This is a genomic window from Cellvibrio fibrivorans, assembly GCF_031457055.1.
In the GTDB taxonomy this organism is placed as follows: Bacteria; Pseudomonadota; Gammaproteobacteria; order Pseudomonadales; family Cellvibrionaceae; genus Cellvibrio; species Cellvibrio fibrivorans.
Genome location: NZ_JAVDVX010000008.1, coordinates 16,897 through 33,078 on the forward strand (window position 1 = coordinate 16,897; position 16,182 = coordinate 33,078).

Genomic DNA, 16,182 nt, shown 5'->3' on the forward strand with positions numbered 1-16,182 from the left:
TTTAAATTAATCTTCTTCCAGCACCAACAATAAATCCCCTGCATTGACTTGTTTGCCTGGCTCGCAATGAATCGAACCAATTTTTGCAGCGCGATCGGCATATACCGAAAATTCCATTTTCATCGCTTCCACAATTAACAGTGGTTGATCTACTTCTACTGATTGACCTGGCTCAACCAACAACTTCCAAATGTTGCCGCTGATATCGGCAGTAACGGCATGGCCATCAACATCAATCGGGCCAGTCGATACTTTTGCTTGCAATGCTGCATCAACTTGCTTTTCTTCATCGGCTTGCCAGAGTGCAACTTCTTTGGTGAAAGCGGCTTGTTGTTTGGTTTTAAATTCAGCAATGCTCGCGGCATTGTCGTGCAGGAACTGTTCGTGTTCAGCGAGGCTAAAATAATCTTCTTCAATACGCAGGCTTAAACGGCCTTCGCGGAATGCTTCGCGCTGTGCAGTGAGTTCTTCTTCGGTCACTTCGTAATAGCGCACGCGGTCAAAGAATTTTAATAACCAGGGTTCACCATCTTTGAAGATCGGGTTTTTGAGGAATTTATTCCAGATCGGCAGTGTCCGCCCTACAAGCTGGTAGCCACCGGGAGAATCCATACCGTAAATACACATATATACCCCGCCGATTCCCACAGTGCCTTCGGCGGTGTAAGTGCGCGCTGGATTGTATTTGGAAGTGAGCAAACGATGACGCGGGTCAACCGGTACTGCGCAAGGTGCACCGAGATACACATCGCCCAAACCCAACACCATGTAGCTGGTTTCAAACAAAATTTGTTTTACTTGCTCGACGGAATCAAGGCCATTAATACGACGCATAAATTCAGTGTTGCTCGGCAACCAGGGCGCTGTATCGCGCACCGATTGGCGATAGCGTGAAACTGCATCCAGTGTGGCCGAATCTTCAAAGGCCATCGGCATATACACAATGCGGCTCGGTACTTTGGTATCGCGGGCATCGCCGAGTGTTTCTTCAATCACTAATAATTGATTGATTAATTGCTGTTGATGAATGACGCGGCTGTCGTAATTAATTTGCAGGGAGCGCACACCGGGCGATAATTCAATCACGCCTTCAATCGGTGATGCTTTCAATGCTTCCATCAATGCGTACACACGCAAGCGCAAACTCAATTCAAGAATATTGTCGCCGTATTCGAGCAGGATATATTTATCGCCCGCTTGGCGATAACTCACCAATGGGCGGCTGCCCTGCGGTGGCAATGCGGCAACGATACAATCGGAAATGGTGTTTTCCGGTTTAACAATGGGCGCGAGTAATACTTCCGGTTGTACACTCAGGTTTTCAATTGCACGATCAATGGATAATTCCAGAGCCAGTGCTGCATCAAAACTCAAGCGTTTAAAGCGAATTTTATCGCCGGGTTTTACCTGACCAACCTTCCATAATTCCGCTTTTACAATTGTAACCGGGCAAACAAATCCACCGAGGCTAGGGCCGTCTTTGGTAAGGATGACTGGCATATCGCCGGTGAAGTTAATTGAGCCAACAGCATATTCAGTATCGTGAATATTGGATGGGTGCAGACCGGCTTCACCGCCATCACTGCGTGTCCATGTAGGCTTGGGGCCATTCAAGCGAATGCCCAAACGGTTGGAGTTGTAGTGCACTTCCCATGCGGTTGAAAAAAACATGTCAATCGCATCTTCGGTGAAAAAGTCTGGAGCACCGTGTGGACCATAGAGCACACCAATTTCCCATTCACTTGGATAGCTCGGGATTAATTCAACAGGTGCCGCTGCGGCTTCGTAAACAGGTGCTGGAGTAGTGCAGGCGGCAATTGCCGGATTGCTAATCGGCAGCATATCGGTTGCGCGCAAGGTGCGACCGGCATGGCCACCAAATTGGCCGAGTGCAAAGGTAGAGCGGCTGCCTAAATACACTGGTACATCAAAACCATTGCGCACCGCGAGGTATCCGCGACAACCTTGGTCGGCTTTGCCCACTTCCAGAATTTGTCCGGCTTTAATGGCAACCGGTTGCCAGAAAGGAATTAATTCACCATCAATTTTTGCGGGTGATGTTGCACCCGTCAGCGCGATGGTTGCATCGCGATGGAATTTTAATTTTGGCCCGATGATGGTGTATTCCAGCGCGGCGGCACTTTCATGGTTGCCGACAATACGGTTGGCTAAACGGAATGCGTAATCATCCATCGGGCCTGAGGGTGGAACACCAATACTCCACAAACCGACGCGGCCGGGATAATCCTGCACGCTGGTGTAGGTGCCCGGTTGTAAAACTTCAACAACAGGCGCTTGATATTCAAAGCTGGCTAGTTTGTTGGTCGCTACATCGCCGCTGCCAAAAAAATCGGTTGCGATAATTTGACGCAAGTAATCCAGATTGGTCGCAATACCTGCCGCGCGAGTTTCGTTCAACGCGGTTTTCATTTTGCTAATCGCGTCAGCGCGATCTTTACCGTACACAATAATTTTGGCGATCATCGGATCGTAATAGGGTGATACTTCTGTTCCAGTAGAAACCCAGGTGTCGATACGCGCTGATTCGGAAAAGTGTACATCGGTTAATACGCCGGGCGATGGTTGGAAATCGCGCACTGGGTCTTCCGCATACAAACGCACTTCAATAGCGGCGCCTTTCGGATTGATTTCGATATCCAGTTTTGGCGGTGTGCCAGCGGCAGTGAGAATCATCCACTCAACCAGATCGACACCGGTACATGCTTCGGTGATGGGGTGCTCAACTTGCAAGCGGGTGTTTACTTCCAAAAAGTAAAACGCATCGCGCGCGGCATCGTAAATATATTCAATAGTGCCAGCTGAGCGATAATTAACTGCTTCACCCAAGCTTTTGGATGCGGCCAATAATTTATCGCGCGTGGCAGCAGGCAAATTGGGTGCGGGGGTTTCCTCAACCACTTTTTGGTTGCGGCGTTGCAGGGAGCAATCGCGTTCACCCAATGCAAGTACGTTACCCTTGCCGTCACCAAAAATTTGTACTTCCACATGACGGGCGTTATCGACAAAACGCTCGAGGAATACACCACTATCGCTGAAGAAGTTTTGCCCTAAACGCTTTACGCTTTCATAGGCAGCAACTAATTCTGCTTCGTTGTTGCAGCGAGTCAATCCGATACCACCGCCACCGGCAGTGCTCTTTAACATCACCGGGTAGCCCAGTTGCGCAGCAGAGGCAACGGCTTCGTCGATTGAATCCAGTAAGCCGGTTCCAGGGGTAAGTGGCACACCAGCTTTTTCAGCAATTTCACGCGAGGTGTGCTTCAAACCGAATTCGCGAATTTGTGCGGGAGTAGGGCCGCAAAATGCGATGCCTTCTGCTTCACATTGCTCACAAAATTTGGCGTTTTCAGAGAGAAAGCCGTAACCGGGAATAATTGCCTGAGCACCCGTTTCCTTTGCGGCAGCGAGAATTAAATCGGATTTCAAATAACTTTCGGCGGCCGTATTACCACCAAGGCAGATAGCTTTATCGCAGGCGGTGACATGCGCGGAGTTGCGGTCGGCATCGGAATAAACCGCAACCGATTCGATACCCATTTTTTTCAGGGTCTTGGCAATGCGCACCGCGATTTCCCCGCGATTGGCGATAAGTACGGTCTTCAACATGATTCTTCTCCGACTGTAATTTTTAAATTACTTTTGTAGTGATTTAATGTAGGTGCGCCATCCACCCAAATGGGTAATATCCGTGGCGCCATTCACGGCCGCGCCTTCACAAATAAAACCTTTTACCTCACGGCCATCGTGCAAACTCAATGTACCTATACCGAGTGGTGCGGGAATTAATGCAACAAAACTTCCAAAGTGCTGTACTGGTACATCCCACAATTCCACAATAATTTCTGCACCTTCCGCTGCGCGAATCAAACCGGGTTTGGGCGGTGTGGTATTGGGTAGTGCGAACAAACGGTAATTGCTTGCGGTGTAAGTGCTCTCAACAAAAATTGCCTTGCGTTCTTGCAGTTGCACATTGAGTGGCATGCCGGTTAAATGCGCACCGACCACTGCAAGGCGAACATAGCCTTGCGGTGCTGTATTTTTTAGCGCGAGCGTCGGAGTTGGCTTTGTGGTGGCACCCAGCGATAAGTTAACGCTGCTGTGCCATTTTTTTCCAAAGGCAGCGAGTGCGGCGTCTTGCCATGCTGGCGCAATCAGCGTGATACCAAAAGGCAAACCATCCGCGCGCATGGTGGCAGGCAGTGCGAGGGCAGAGCAGTCGGCTAGATTCACAAAATTGGTGTAAGTACCGAGTTGGCTATTCACGACAACAGGATCGGCGTTGACTTCGGCAATCGTAGGATGACGCGGTGATGTGGGCACCAACAGCGCGTCAACGTTTTTCATCAATAGTTGTATTTCGCGCGCGAGGTCAGCGCGGCGATATTCTGCGCGATAGGCATCGGTCGCGGAAAAATTAACCGCGTTTTCAACAATGCCGCGCACGACATCATTCATATCGGCGGCGTGCTCTTGCATAAATTCGGCAATGGCTGCGTGACGCTCCGCCACCCAGGGACCGCCATACAATAATTGCGCGAGGGTAAACATCGGCGTGAAATCGATGGTGACTAATTCAGCACCAAAGGCAGAAATATTTTCCAGTGTTTCCAACCATGCCGCTTCAGCTTGCGTATCGCCGAACCAATTGGGTGATGCGGGGATACCAAAGTGCGGCTTGCTGGAAAAATAGGTCGCTGCCGCAGGTGCAACGCGCGAGTAGCCGTCTGTTGCATCAAATCCTTCCATGATGTTGGCAACGGTTTCTGCATCCTCCACTGTGAGAGCAAATACAGAAACACAATCCAGGCTCCGGCACGCAGGTACAACACCGGTAGTGCTAAATCGGCCTTTGGTGGGTTTTAATCCGACGATATTGTTAAAGCCAGCAGGTACACGGCCTGAGCCGGCGGTGTCCGTACCTAAACTAAATGGCACAAGCCCATGCGCGACAGTTGTTGCAGAACCTGAACTTGAACCACCGGATACATAATCGGGTTTAAATGAATTAGGCACGGCTCCGTAAGGCGAGCGGGTGCCGACCAAGCCTGTGGCAAATTGGTCGAGATTGGTTTTGCCGAGCACAATTGCACCGGCTTGTTTAAGGCGCGCGACTGAAGTCGCATCAACCTCAGGAATATAAGTGAAGGCGGGGCAGGCAGCCGTAGTGGGAATACCGGTTACATCGATATTGTCTTTTACCGCGAAGGGCACGCCGTAGAGGGGCAGGTTGTTGGGATTGCCCCGGTCTTCCAATGCATCAAGCTGTGCATCCAACTCAGCGGTTGAAACAATATAAATCCAAGCTGCATCATTAACTTTCAGTTGCGCTCGCAAGTCTTGCAGCGCAGCGCGCGCTACCAAGCCTTCGCTACGGTAAGCATTCAGCCATTCATTAATCGTCCAACCGGTTGTTTGCATCATTATCGTTCCTGCGTGACTCTTTTAATTTGATCCGGGCTACATTTGCTCCTGGATCTAAATACAATCTTGGATACAAGTTTGTATTCAGCAGAAACTGTGCCAAGTGAAATTGCGTGGCTGAATCCATTCGCGTTACAAGCACAAAACCTTTGGTATTCAATGAGTTAAATGACGTATAAAAGCTGGGTTGAGGATGATTGTGGGTGGGTTTTGTGAAGGATTTTATGCGCTGAAGTTGTGCGCCCACTTTTTCTTTGGGGGCTAAATTGGTGCGAGTGGTTCTTATCTGCATATCTCAATTTTTATAAATATTGAGATATCAGGGGCGATAATTCATAGTTCATCTCAATATTGTGAGTTTTTGATATGAGTTCTTTAATCGAGCTTCACTCCTGACTCAGGCAATTCGCGCAACAAACAAGAAATCCAGAAAAACTGGATCTCTTAAACACTGTTAGGGATGTATGTATGGCCATGAATTGGAAACAACTACTCTGCGCTGACCGCTTGGGTAATCGCACAGCAAAACACGAGGAGGGGCGTTCACCGTTTCACTCAGATCACGACAAGATTATTTTCTCCGGCGCATTTCGCCGGCTTGCGCGCAAAACGCAAGTGCATCCGCTCGCGACTAATGACCATATTCATAACCGTATGACGCATAGTTTGGAAGTGGCTTGTGTGGGGCGCACGCTTGGTATTCGTGTGGGGCAGGCGTTAAAAGATAAAGGTGATTTGCCCGCACATATTTGGCCAACCGATATTGGCGATATCGTACAGGCGACGTGTCTAGCGCACGATATTGGCAACCCGCCGTTTGGTCATACCGGTGAAGATGCGATCCGCAACTGGTTCCAAAAAGAAGGTGCAGAATTTTTAAGGGATCTATCGCCCTCTGAGCAAGATGACATTCGTGTGTTTGAAGGTAATGCGCAGGGGCTACGCGTGCTGACTACTTCTGAGTATCACCAATTTCACGATGGCATGCGTTTGACTTATGCAACGCTGGCATCATCAATTAAATATCCCTGGACTTCATCACCTACCGTGTTAGGTCAGCGCCCAAAAGATGCCAAGTACGGCATTTTTCAAACGGAATTGGCGCATGTGCATGAGATCGCTCAAAAAACCGGTTTGATTGAAATGGGACCTGATTGGTATTGCCGCCATCCGCTGGTGTATTTAATGGAAGCGGCGGATGATTTTTGCTACGGCATTATTGATCTGGAAGACGGTTTGGAAATGGGCATTCTCAATTGGAATGAGATTTATGAATTGCTGCATCCTGTAATTTCTGATTCTGCACAGTTACCGGAATTGGAGCGGTTGCTGAAAAAAGTTAACGACGGACGCAAGCCAGCGTTGGTGCGCGGTAAAGTTATCGATGCATTTATCAATGCAGGCACAGCGGCATTTATTAAACATCAGGATGCTTTTTTACGTGGCGAAGTGCAGGGCGATTTGATTTCGTTGTGCGATCCCAAAGTAAAAAATGCAGTGCAAGCCGCAAAAGATTTAGCCAAGCGAAAAATATTTAATCATTCGCGTCGGGTTGAATTGGAAATTGGTGCTTATACAGTGATAGGGACTTTGTTGAATACGATTTGTTCTGCGGTTTATGCATCGCTTGGCGATGTGTCTCAAATGACTTACAAAGACAATCGGGTAATGGCCTTGATTGGCGAAAATAATTTCCATCCTGATGTAAGTAAGCGTGGAGAAAATTACAAATATCTGGCGTTGATGGCAGTGATCGATTACATAAGTGGTATGACCGATAACTATGCGACTAATCTTGCTAAACAATTTAATGGTATGGGGTATTCGCAATACTAGTCTGGTGTTGCTTGTTTAAGTCATGATGATAGAGACGGCTACTGTACGGTGGTGAGAGGTGAACTGCACCTGTCGAACTGGCGTAGTCGCCAGCTTTTGGGGTGCAGTTTGGTACGCGCAATTTTCTGCTTGTTAGTTTGTGAGTTATTTACTTCGCGCCAGCTGCCTCCAAAGCAACTGCGTACTCTTCACCGTTGCGATGGGCCTTTACGACTTGCAGGAAAGTTTTGCCTTCCGGGCCGATTGCGTTTACATCTTTACCTGCTTCGATAAATAGTTTTACGAAAGTGCCGAAGTTTTCACCGCGCATACCGCGATAGGCTTTCTCCAATAAATGGAAGTCGGCATTGATACCCGCAGGTGCGGGGTAATCCAAAAAGGTGGCGATGCGGGCTTCGTCGAATATTTCGCCGAGGACTTTTTCTTTGTCTTTGCGTAGGCTCATTTTGATTCTCAACCGTTCAATTTCTTGATTAATAATTCATTCAGCGCTTGCGGATTCGCTTGGCCTTTTGATGCTTTCATAGCCTGGCCCACAAAGAAGCCGAGCATTTTTGCGCGTTTATCTTCGGCGGCGGCGCGATAGCCTTCTACTTGCGCGACGTTAGCGGCGAGTATGTCGTCGATGATTTTTTCCAGTGCGCCAGTATCGGAAACCTGTTTCAAACCTTTGGTTTCGATAATGGTGTCGGCATCGCCTTCGCCGTTGCAAATCGCTTCAAACACTTGTTTGGCAATTTTGCTCGACAAGGTGCCATCTTTTACGCGGACTACCAAGCCAGCGAGTAATTCGGGTGTAACGGGCGATTGATCAATGCGCTGTTCGGTGCGATTTAAATAAGCGCCCAAGTCAGCCATGATCCAGTTGGCAGTGAGTTTTGCTTCCCCGGAAATTTTGGTTGAAGCTTCAAAAAATGCCGCCGCAAATTTATCCATGGTGATTTGGCCTGCATCGTAGCTGCTCAAACCATATTGCTCGACAAATCGTGCGCGCTTGGCTTCGGGTAATTCCGGCATTTGTTTGCGTACGGATTCTATGTACTCATCATCCAGAATAACGGGTAACAGATCAGGGCAGGGGAAGTAGCGGTAATCGTTGCTGTCTTCTTTGCTGCGCATTGAGCGGGCTTTTTTGGTATCACCGTTATACAGGCGAGTTTCCTGACGAATTTTTCCGCCGTCTTCAAGTACATCAATTTGGCGTTCAACTTCGAGTGCGATGGCTTCTTCCATAAACTTAAATGAGTTCAAGTTTTTGGTTTCAGTGCGCGTGCCGAGTTTTTCCTGACCTTTGGGGCGCACGGAAATGTTTACGTCGAAACGCATAGAGCCTTGGCTCATGTCACCGTCGCAAATTTCCAGTGAGGTAACGATGGAGTGCAATTTTTTTGCGAAGGCAACGGCTTCTTCGGCGCTGCGCATATCCGGTTCAGTTACTACTTCGATCAACGGAGTTCCAGCGCGGTTTAAATCGATACCGCTCATGCCGGCGAAATCTTCGTGCAACGATTTTCCGGCATCTTCTTCCAGATGTGCGTGGTGAATGCGAACGCGTTTGGTGCGGCCTTCACCCAGCTCCAAATCAACAAAACCCGCGCCGACAATTGGCTCGGCGAGTTGTGTGGTTTGATAACCTTTAGGCAAATCGGGATAAAAATAATTTTTGCGTTCAAACACCGAGCGCTTGCCGATTTCTGCATTCACCGCCAAACCAAACATGGTGGCGAAACGAAATGCTTGTTCGTTAGCGACGGGCAGTGTGCCGGGCAATGCCAGATCAATTGCGCAAGCCTGGGTGTTTGGCTCAGCACCGAATGCAGTGCTGGCGCCGGAGAAAATTTTGGTTTTGGTCGCGAGTTGTACGTGAACTTCCAACCCGATTACGGTTTCCCATTGCATGCTATGGCTCCTTACTCAATGCCAGGTGCAGATTGTTGGTGGAAGTTAGTCGCTTGTTGGAATTGATGCGCGGCATTTAACAATTGGCCCTCAGCGAAAAAGTTACCAATCAATTGCAAACCAACGGGTTTGTTATCCACCAAACCGCAAGGAATCGACAAGCCGGGCAGGCCTGCGAGGTTGGTTGCGATGGTGTAAATATCTTCCAGATACATTGCCACTGGATCTTTGGTTTTTGAACCAAATTGGAATGCGGGCGAGGGCGAGGTTGGCCCAAGAATAACATCGACACTTTCAAATGCATCGACAAAATCCTGCTTGATCAAACGACGCACTTTTTGCGCTTTGCTGTAATAGGCATCGTAATAACCGGCAGAAAGTGCGTAAGCGCCAACCAAAATACGGCGCTTTACTTCTGCACCAAAACCTTCACTGCGCGAGCGCATGTAAAGATCATTTAAATCTTTTGGATTCTCACAGCGATGGCCATAACGCACGCCATCAAAACGCGACAAGTTCGCGGAGCATTCTGCCGGTGCAATTACGTAGTAAGCAGGCACGGCAAGATGCGTGTGCGGCAAGCTGACGCTATGAATGGTCGCGCCCAAACTTTCGTAGACTTTGATTGAATCTTCAACCAGTTTTGCTGTGTTTGGATTCAAGCCTTCGCCGAAATATTCTTTCGGCACGCCAATGCGTAAACCCTTTAAGGATTTATTTAAATCAGCGGTGTAATCCGGTACCTCGCGTTCAACGCAGGTGGAATCTTTTGCATCAAAGCTCGCCATATCATTTAACAAAATTGCAGCGTCTTCAGCGGTGCGCGATAAAATTCCCGCTTGATCCAGACTTGATGCAAACGCAATCATGCCCCAGCGCGATACGCGGCCGTAAGTCGGTTTAATGCCGGTTAATCCGCAGAGTGCAGCGGGTTGGCGAATTGAGCCACCGGTGTCCGATGCGGTAGCCGCTGGTGCAAGATGCGCAGCAACAGCAGCAGCAGAACCACCCGATGATCCTCCAGGTACACAATCAATTGCCCAAGGATTTTTTACCGGGCCGTACCAGCTGGTCTCGTTAGATGAACCCATCGCGAATTCATCCATATTGGTTTTACCCAACATCACCATGCCGGAATTTAAATAATTTTCAACGATGGTGGCGTTGTAAGGTGCGATAAATTTGTCGAGCATTTTTGATGCGCAAGACGTGCGCACACCGGTGGTACAGAAAATATCTTTATGCGCGATAGGCACGCCGCACAGTGCAGGCGCATTACCTGCGGCTAAACGAGCATCAGCAGCAGCTGCTTGTTGCAATGCGATATCGGCAGTGACAGTAATAAAACTGTTGTAGGTTTTGTCGAGGCGCGCAATGCGGTCGAGATAATGTTGGGTCACTTCGGTACTGGAAAAGTCTTTGTTGCGCAGACCTTTTACCAGTTCGGCAATGGTGAACTGATGCATTCAAAAAATTCCTGAAATTTTTACTGTAGGGGCGCTGCTTGCCGCGCCCATTCTCCGGGCGCTGCGAGCGGCGCCCATAGATATTCAGGGCGCAGCAAGCGGCGCCCCTACATTGTTATTCGATAACTTGCGGCACCAAATACAGGCCATCTTGTGTGGCTGGTGCAATCGCTTGAAAGGCTTCGCGTTGATTGGGTTCGGTTACTACATCCGCGCGCAGGCGTTGTACTGCATCCAATGGATGCGCCATGGGCAATACACCATCGGTATTCACGGCTTGCAGTTGGTCAACCAGAGCCAGTACATCGGAGATGCTTTTTGCCGCTTCATCGGCAGCTTCGTCGCTAATCTGGATACGCGCCAGCGTTGCCAGCTTGGCGATATCGGAACGGTCTACAGCCATGGGGTGTTAGCTCCAGCAGATAAAAAATCAAATAGTGCGGCGAAGTTGCGGCGAAACCTGCTTCAACCCGCCAAAAATGGGCGCCCAAGTTACCACATTTGCGCCTTGCCCTGAACCCTTGCGGTTGATAGAGTGCGGCGAATTTTGCCGAAACCGGCAGTGGATTTTTGGCGAAGGTCGAGTTGCGCAAAAAATAGCCGCAAACGTCGGCGAAATTCGCGATCAAATTGAACTTTAGGGTTAATTTAGGTCGGATAAAAAGCGAAAATTCACTTATACTGCGCGCTTCCTAAAAATTTGCAGGGATTCTTTGCGGGCAGCAGAGAAAATTGTTTAAGGAACTGAACCCTTGATGCCCATGCGCACTGTCGCACGAGTAGGCACCAACGTTGTTGGCGACACAAAACAACACGAATTCTATTTCAACACATTCTAATTTAAGGCCCCGTCCCGTCATGATGAAACTTTTGCGTGGAGCATTTTCTAACGATCTCTCAATCGACCTTGGTACAGCGAACACCCTGATTTATGTGCGCGGTCGCGGCATAGTGCTCAACGAGCCATCAGTGGTTGCGATTCGCCATCACAACGGCACCAAGATTGTGGAAGCCGTAGGTGTTGAAGCCAAGCGTATGCTGGGCCGTACTCCGGGTAACATCACCGCGATCCGCCCGCTGAAAGACGGCGTTATTGCGGACTTCCAGGTTACTGAAAAAATGCTGCAACACTTTATCCGCAAAGTTCATGAAAATTCCTGGTTTAGCCCATCTCCCCGCGTCCTGATCAGTGTTCCCTGTCTCTCCACCGAAGTTGAAAAGCGTGCGATCCGCGAATCCGCGTTAGGTGCTGGTGCGCGTGAAGTGCGTTTGATTGAAGAGCCTATGGCAGCAGCGATTGGTGCCGGCCTGAAAGTATCTGAAGCTAACGGTTCGATGGTGGTGGATATCGGTGGCGGTACCACCGAGATCGCCGTTATTTCTCTGAACGGTGTGGTGTATTCTGATTCTGTGCGCATTGGTGGCGACCGTTTCGACGAAGCTATCGTGAACTATGTGCGCCGCAATTACGGCAGCGTTATTGGTGATGCGACTGCCGAGCGCATCAAGCAGGAAATTGGTTGTGCATTTGCGGGTAGCGAAATCCGCGAGATTGATGTGCGCGGCCGCAATCTGGCTGAAGGGGTACCGCGCAGCTTTACCCTGAGCAGCGATGAAATCCTTGAGGCTTTGCAAGATCCGCTGGCTGGTATCGTTCAGGCGGTAAAGAGCGCGCTGGAGCAATCGCCCCCGGAATTGGCTTCTGACATCGCAGAAAGCGGTGTTGTGTTGACTGGCGGCGGCGCATTGTTGCGCGATATCGACCGCTTGTTGTCCAACGAAACCGGTCTTCCGTTTATTGTGGCTGAAGACCCGCTCACCTGTGTGGCTCGTGGTGGTGGTATTGCGCTGGAGATGAATGACAAGCGCAATATTGACCTGCTGTCGTCCTGATATGTTTTGAAGCCAGCTAGCCACACGGCTAACAACTGGCTTCAACTCCACGGGAGAACTCACCATTAAACCGCTCTTTGCACGAGGCTCATCTGCCACCAGTCGCGCCTTTCTCTTCATCCTGATTATGGTGGTGTTGGTGGTGGTAGGGCTCTATACCGACCGCCTCGAACCCCTGCGCGAAAAACTCGCGCAGGCGGTAACCCCTTTTTACCAGATCACTGATGTGCCCAGCCGTGTTAACGATTGGCGCAAGGACACCTTTGTCTCCCACGCTGACCTGAAGCTCGAAAACGAAGCGCTTAAAACCGAGTTGTTGATTCATCAGCGCAAACTGCAACAGCTTGCCTCACTGGCGGCGGAAAACGTGCGCTTGCGCCAGTTGCTCAATGCCAGCCAGATGCTGCAGGACACGGTGTTGATTGCCGAGTTGATCGGCGTCTCGCCCAACCCGCTCAGCCATAAAGTCATTATCAATCGCGGCAGCAAAGACGGTGCGTTTAAAGGCCAGCCGGTACTGGATGCGTTTGGCTTGATGGGGCAGGTTATCGAGGTGGGTGAGACATCCAGCACGGTGCTGTTGATCTCTGATTCGACCCACGCGATCCCGGTGCAAGTCAACCGCAATGGGGTGCGCGCTATCGCTGAAGGCACGGGTGACTTGAACAGTTTGAGTCTGCGCCATGTGTCGGCCAATACCGATATACGCGCGGGCGATTTGCTCGTCAGCTCGGGGTTGGGTGAGCGTTTTCCGACCGGCTACCCAGTCGCGGAAGTGCTGCAGGTAGTGCGCGATCCAGGCAAGGCATTCCTCACGGTGATCGCCCAGCCTATGGCGCGTTTGGATCGCAGCCGTCATCTATTGCTGGTCTTTGAAAACCGCGACCGCGCCAGTGTGCCCGGCGCCTTGAGTGTGCCAGCAGCGGAAGCGGCTTCCCCGACAACATCGGCCGCTGCCAGCTCTGTGAGCGGGGGGCGCTGATGCTCAGCCCGCAGCTCAATCTCTACTTTATTGTTGCCCTGAGTTTTTTAGTGGCTTTGGTGCTGTCGGTATATCCACTGCCGATGGATATGCGTTGGTGGCGCCCTGAGTTTGTGTTGGTGGTGGCAATCTACTGGATCTTTTTTATGCCGCTGACCGTGAGTTTTACCCTGCTTTGCGCATTGGGGCTGTTTCAGGATTTGCTTGAAGGCGTACCTTTTGGGCAGCACAGTTTGGGGCTGGTGATAGTGGCCTATATTTGTATCCTGTCTTACCAGCGAGTGCGCAATTTTTCGATCTGGCGCCAATCGGGCTGGATCTTTGTGTTGGTTGGGATCGCCCAGCTGACCGATAACTGGGTGCAGGGTATGGCAGGGCGGCCGCTCTCGGGCGTCCAGTTCTTATATCCGGCATTGACCAGCGCGCTTTTATGGCCAGCCTGTTACTGGTGGCTAAACGGTATGACTCATCGCTACCATCATTAACAGTTTGGCCGTTGATAATGGATAGCCCTGCACAATAATTATGCTTTGCGGTATCAGGAGTTTTCAGGGTGAGCGCAGTTGTTTCCGATGTTGTTCCAGATCTGTACCTTGCATCCCAGTCTCCCCGTAGACGTGAACTGCTGCGCCAGATTGGTGTGCGCCACGCCGTGATTTCTGCCGCTATTCCCGAACAGCCTGCCGCCGGTGAAACCGCACTGGAGTATGTGCGGCGCCTGGCGAGTGAGAAGGCCGCCGCTGGCTATGCCCAATTGCTCCAACAGCAATTGCCGATTGCGCCAGTTTTGGGCGCCGATACACTCGGTTTGCTCGACGGTGATATCCTTGAAAAGCCGCGTGACCAAGCCCATGCCCAACACATGTTGCGTCAACTGTCTGGTCGCACCCATCAAGTGATTACCGCCGTTGCCCTCCATTTACATGCACAACAAGCCCTGCGTGTCTCCACCACCCATGTGACGTTTCGCGAACTCAGCGACGCTGAAATTGCAGCTTATTGGAAAACCGGTGAGCCGCAGGATAAGGCGGGAGGCTACGGAATTCAGGGGATGGGCGCTGTATTTGTAAAAGAGATTCGCGGCAGCTATTCCTGTGTTGTGGGTTTGCCGATTGAGGCGACTTTGGAGTTACTACAGGAATTTGGTGTGCCCTGGTGGACTGCCGGAGCGGATGTATGAGTGAAGAAATCCTGATCAATGTTTCCCCGGTGGAAACCCGTGTGGCTCTGGTTGAGAACGGGGTGGTCCAAGAGTTTTATATCGAGCGCAGCCACGGCGAGAGCTATGTTGGCAATATCTATAAAGGCAAGGTTGTGCGGGTGCTGCCCGGCATGCAGGCTGCATTTGTCGATATCGGCCTTGAGCGCACCGGGTTTATCCACGCCGCCGACATGATGCCCGAGCCGCCGGAAGGCGAAATCCGCCGCGCTGAGGTACCGGATATCCGTACGTTGGTGCGCGAAGGCCAAACCCTGCTCGTGCAGGTGGCCAAAGACCCTATCAGTACCAAGGGAGCGCGCCTGACGACTCATTTGACACTTTCTTCCCGCTATCTTGTCTATATGCCCAACTCCAGCCATATCGGAGTGTCTACCCGAATTGAAGATGAGCCCGAGCGCGAGCGTTTGCGGCAAGCGGTGGAGACCGCAGTAGCGGAGCAAGACATTGTCGGTGGATTTATTGTGCGCACGGTGGCTGAAGGTGCGGACGCCGATGCGATCATTGCTGATATCCCGTTTTTGCGGCAGCTGTGGGAAGATTTAAGTGCGAAATTGCCCGGTCTGGGCGTTCCTGCGGAACTTCACCGCGATATGCCGCTCTATCTGCGCGCCCTGCGCGATATGGCACGCGCGCCGATTGACCGGGTACGGGTGGATTCGCGCCTGACTTGGCAGCAGATGCAGGAGTTCGCTGCCAAGTATGCGCCCCAGTTGGTGGAGCTGATCGAGCTCTACAGCGGCGACCGCCCGTTACTGGAACTCTACGGTGTGGAAGAGGAAATTCACCGCGCGCTAGAACCGCGTGTGCCGCTCAAATCCAATGGTTATTTGATTATCGAGCAGACCGAAGCCATGACTACGGTGGATGTCAACACCGGTGCCTTTGTCGGTCATCGCAATCTGGAAGAGACGATTTTCAAAACCAATCTGGAGGCGGCCTCGTCGATTGCGCGCCAACTCAGGCTGCGCAATCTGGGTGGGATTATCATCCTCGATTTTATCGATATGAAAGACTCGGAGCACCAGCGTCAGGTACTGCGCACCCTAGAAAAAGCGTTGGAAAAAGATCACGCCAAAACCCGGATTACAGGGGTGTCGGAATTGGGGTTGGTGGAGATGGCGCGCAAGCGCACGCGCGAATCCCTGGGGCAGATGCTGTGCGAACCCTGTCCGGTATGCCAGGGGCGCGGGCAGGTGAAATCGGCGGAAACCGTGTGTTACGAGATTTTCCGCGAGGTGCTGCGTATGGCTCGCACCTATGACAACGAGAAATTTTTGGTGTTGGCATCGCAGCTGGTAGTGGATCGCCTGCTGGATGAAGAGGCTACTTACGTGGCTGATTTGGAAGCGTTTATCAAACGAACCATTGAATTCAGGGTCGAGGCGCTCTTTCATCAAGAGCAGTACGATATCGTGTTGGTCTAATGTTTACCCAACACACTC

The 16,182-nt window shown here is 50.8% G+C and carries 12 protein-coding genes; 6 read left to right on the forward strand and 6 right to left on the reverse strand.

Features of this window, described 5'->3' with window-relative positions:
• Positions 1 to 6: 6 nt before the first annotated feature.
• Together uca and atzF are read right to left on the reverse strand one after the other, a co-directional pair.
• Positions 7 to 3,627: an urea carboxylase gene (gene uca / locus J2X05_RS18695; RefSeq protein ID WP_310075452.1), complete on the reverse strand. Its 3,621-nt coding sequence runs from the start codon at positions 3,625 to 3,627 to the stop codon at positions 7 to 9.
• A gap of 27 nt (positions 3,628 to 3,654) precedes the next feature.
• Positions 3,655 to 5,442: an allophanate hydrolase gene (atzF, locus tag J2X05_RS18700; RefSeq protein ID WP_310075455.1), complete on the reverse strand. Its 1,788-nt coding sequence runs from the start codon at positions 5,440 to 5,442 to the stop codon at positions 3,655 to 3,657.
• Between the two features lie 468 nt (positions 5,443 to 5,910).
• Here atzF and J2X05_RS18705 point away from each other — a divergent pair, with 468 nt between their 5' ends.
• Entirely contained in the window at positions 5,911 to 7,278 is a 1,368-nt protein-coding gene (locus tag J2X05_RS18705; RefSeq protein WP_310075456.1) for a deoxyguanosinetriphosphate triphosphohydrolase, read from the forward strand.
• Between the two features lie 148 nt (positions 7,279 to 7,426).
• On the opposite strand, the gene J2X05_RS18710 is transcribed toward J2X05_RS18705, so the two are convergent.
• The 4 genes from J2X05_RS18710 to gatC form a co-directional block, all read right to left on the reverse strand.
• A complete protein-coding gene (locus J2X05_RS18710) occupies positions 7,427 to 7,723 on the reverse strand; it encodes a PA4642 family protein (RefSeq protein WP_310075458.1) in 297 nt (98 codons plus the stop codon).
• A gap of 8 nt (positions 7,724 to 7,731) precedes the next feature.
• Positions 7,732 to 9,177: an Asp-tRNA(Asn)/Glu-tRNA(Gln) amidotransferase subunit GatB gene (gene gatB / locus J2X05_RS18715; RefSeq protein WP_310075461.1), complete on the reverse strand. Its 1,446-nt coding sequence runs from the start codon at positions 9,175 to 9,177 to the stop codon at positions 7,732 to 7,734.
• Positions 9,178 to 9,188: 11 nt separating this feature from the next.
• The gene (gene gatA, locus J2X05_RS18720; RefSeq protein WP_310075463.1) at positions 9,189 to 10,643 is read right to left on the reverse strand and encodes an Asp-tRNA(Asn)/Glu-tRNA(Gln) amidotransferase subunit GatA; all 1,455 of its coding nucleotides are present in this window, start codon (positions 10,641 to 10,643) and stop codon (positions 9,189 to 9,191) included.
• A gap of 115 nt (positions 10,644 to 10,758) precedes the next feature.
• The gene (gene gatC / locus J2X05_RS18725; protein WP_310075466.1) at positions 10,759 to 11,046 is read right to left on the reverse strand and encodes an Asp-tRNA(Asn)/Glu-tRNA(Gln) amidotransferase subunit GatC; all 288 of its coding nucleotides are present in this window, start codon (positions 11,044 to 11,046) and stop codon (positions 10,759 to 10,761) included.
• 455 nt (positions 11,047 to 11,501) lie between these two features.
• Between gatC and J2X05_RS18730 the strand changes: the two genes are divergently transcribed.
• The 5 genes from J2X05_RS18730 (at position 11,502) to rng (ending at position 16,164) form a co-directional block, all read left to right on the forward strand.
• A complete protein-coding gene (locus J2X05_RS18730; protein WP_062066743.1) occupies positions 11,502 to 12,536 on the forward strand; it encodes a rod shape-determining protein in 1,035 nt (344 codons plus the stop codon).
• A 64-nt stretch (positions 12,537 to 12,600) separates the two neighbouring features.
• Complete coding sequence (gene mreC / locus J2X05_RS18735; RefSeq protein WP_310075702.1) at positions 12,601 to 13,518, forward strand: rod shape-determining protein MreC; 918 nt, start codon at positions 12,601 to 12,603, stop codon at positions 13,516 to 13,518.
• Positions 13,518 to 14,003 (forward strand): rod shape-determining protein MreD, encoded by a 486-nt coding sequence (mreD, locus tag J2X05_RS18740; protein ID WP_310075471.1) that lies wholly within the window; start codon positions 13,518 to 13,520, stop codon positions 14,001 to 14,003. Before mreC ends, mreD begins: the two co-directional genes overlap by 1 nt.
• A 68-nt stretch (positions 14,004 to 14,071) precedes the next feature.
• Positions 14,072 to 14,698, forward strand: a complete 627-nt coding sequence (locus J2X05_RS18745; protein ID WP_310075473.1) for a Maf family protein — start codon at positions 14,072 to 14,074, stop codon at positions 14,696 to 14,698.
• Positions 14,695 to 16,164: a ribonuclease G gene (gene rng / locus J2X05_RS18750; protein WP_310075475.1), complete on the forward strand. Its 1,470-nt coding sequence runs from the start codon at positions 14,695 to 14,697 to the stop codon at positions 16,162 to 16,164. Before J2X05_RS18745 ends, rng begins: the two co-directional genes overlap by 4 nt.
• The last annotated feature ends 18 nt before the right edge of the window (positions 16,165 to 16,182 follow it).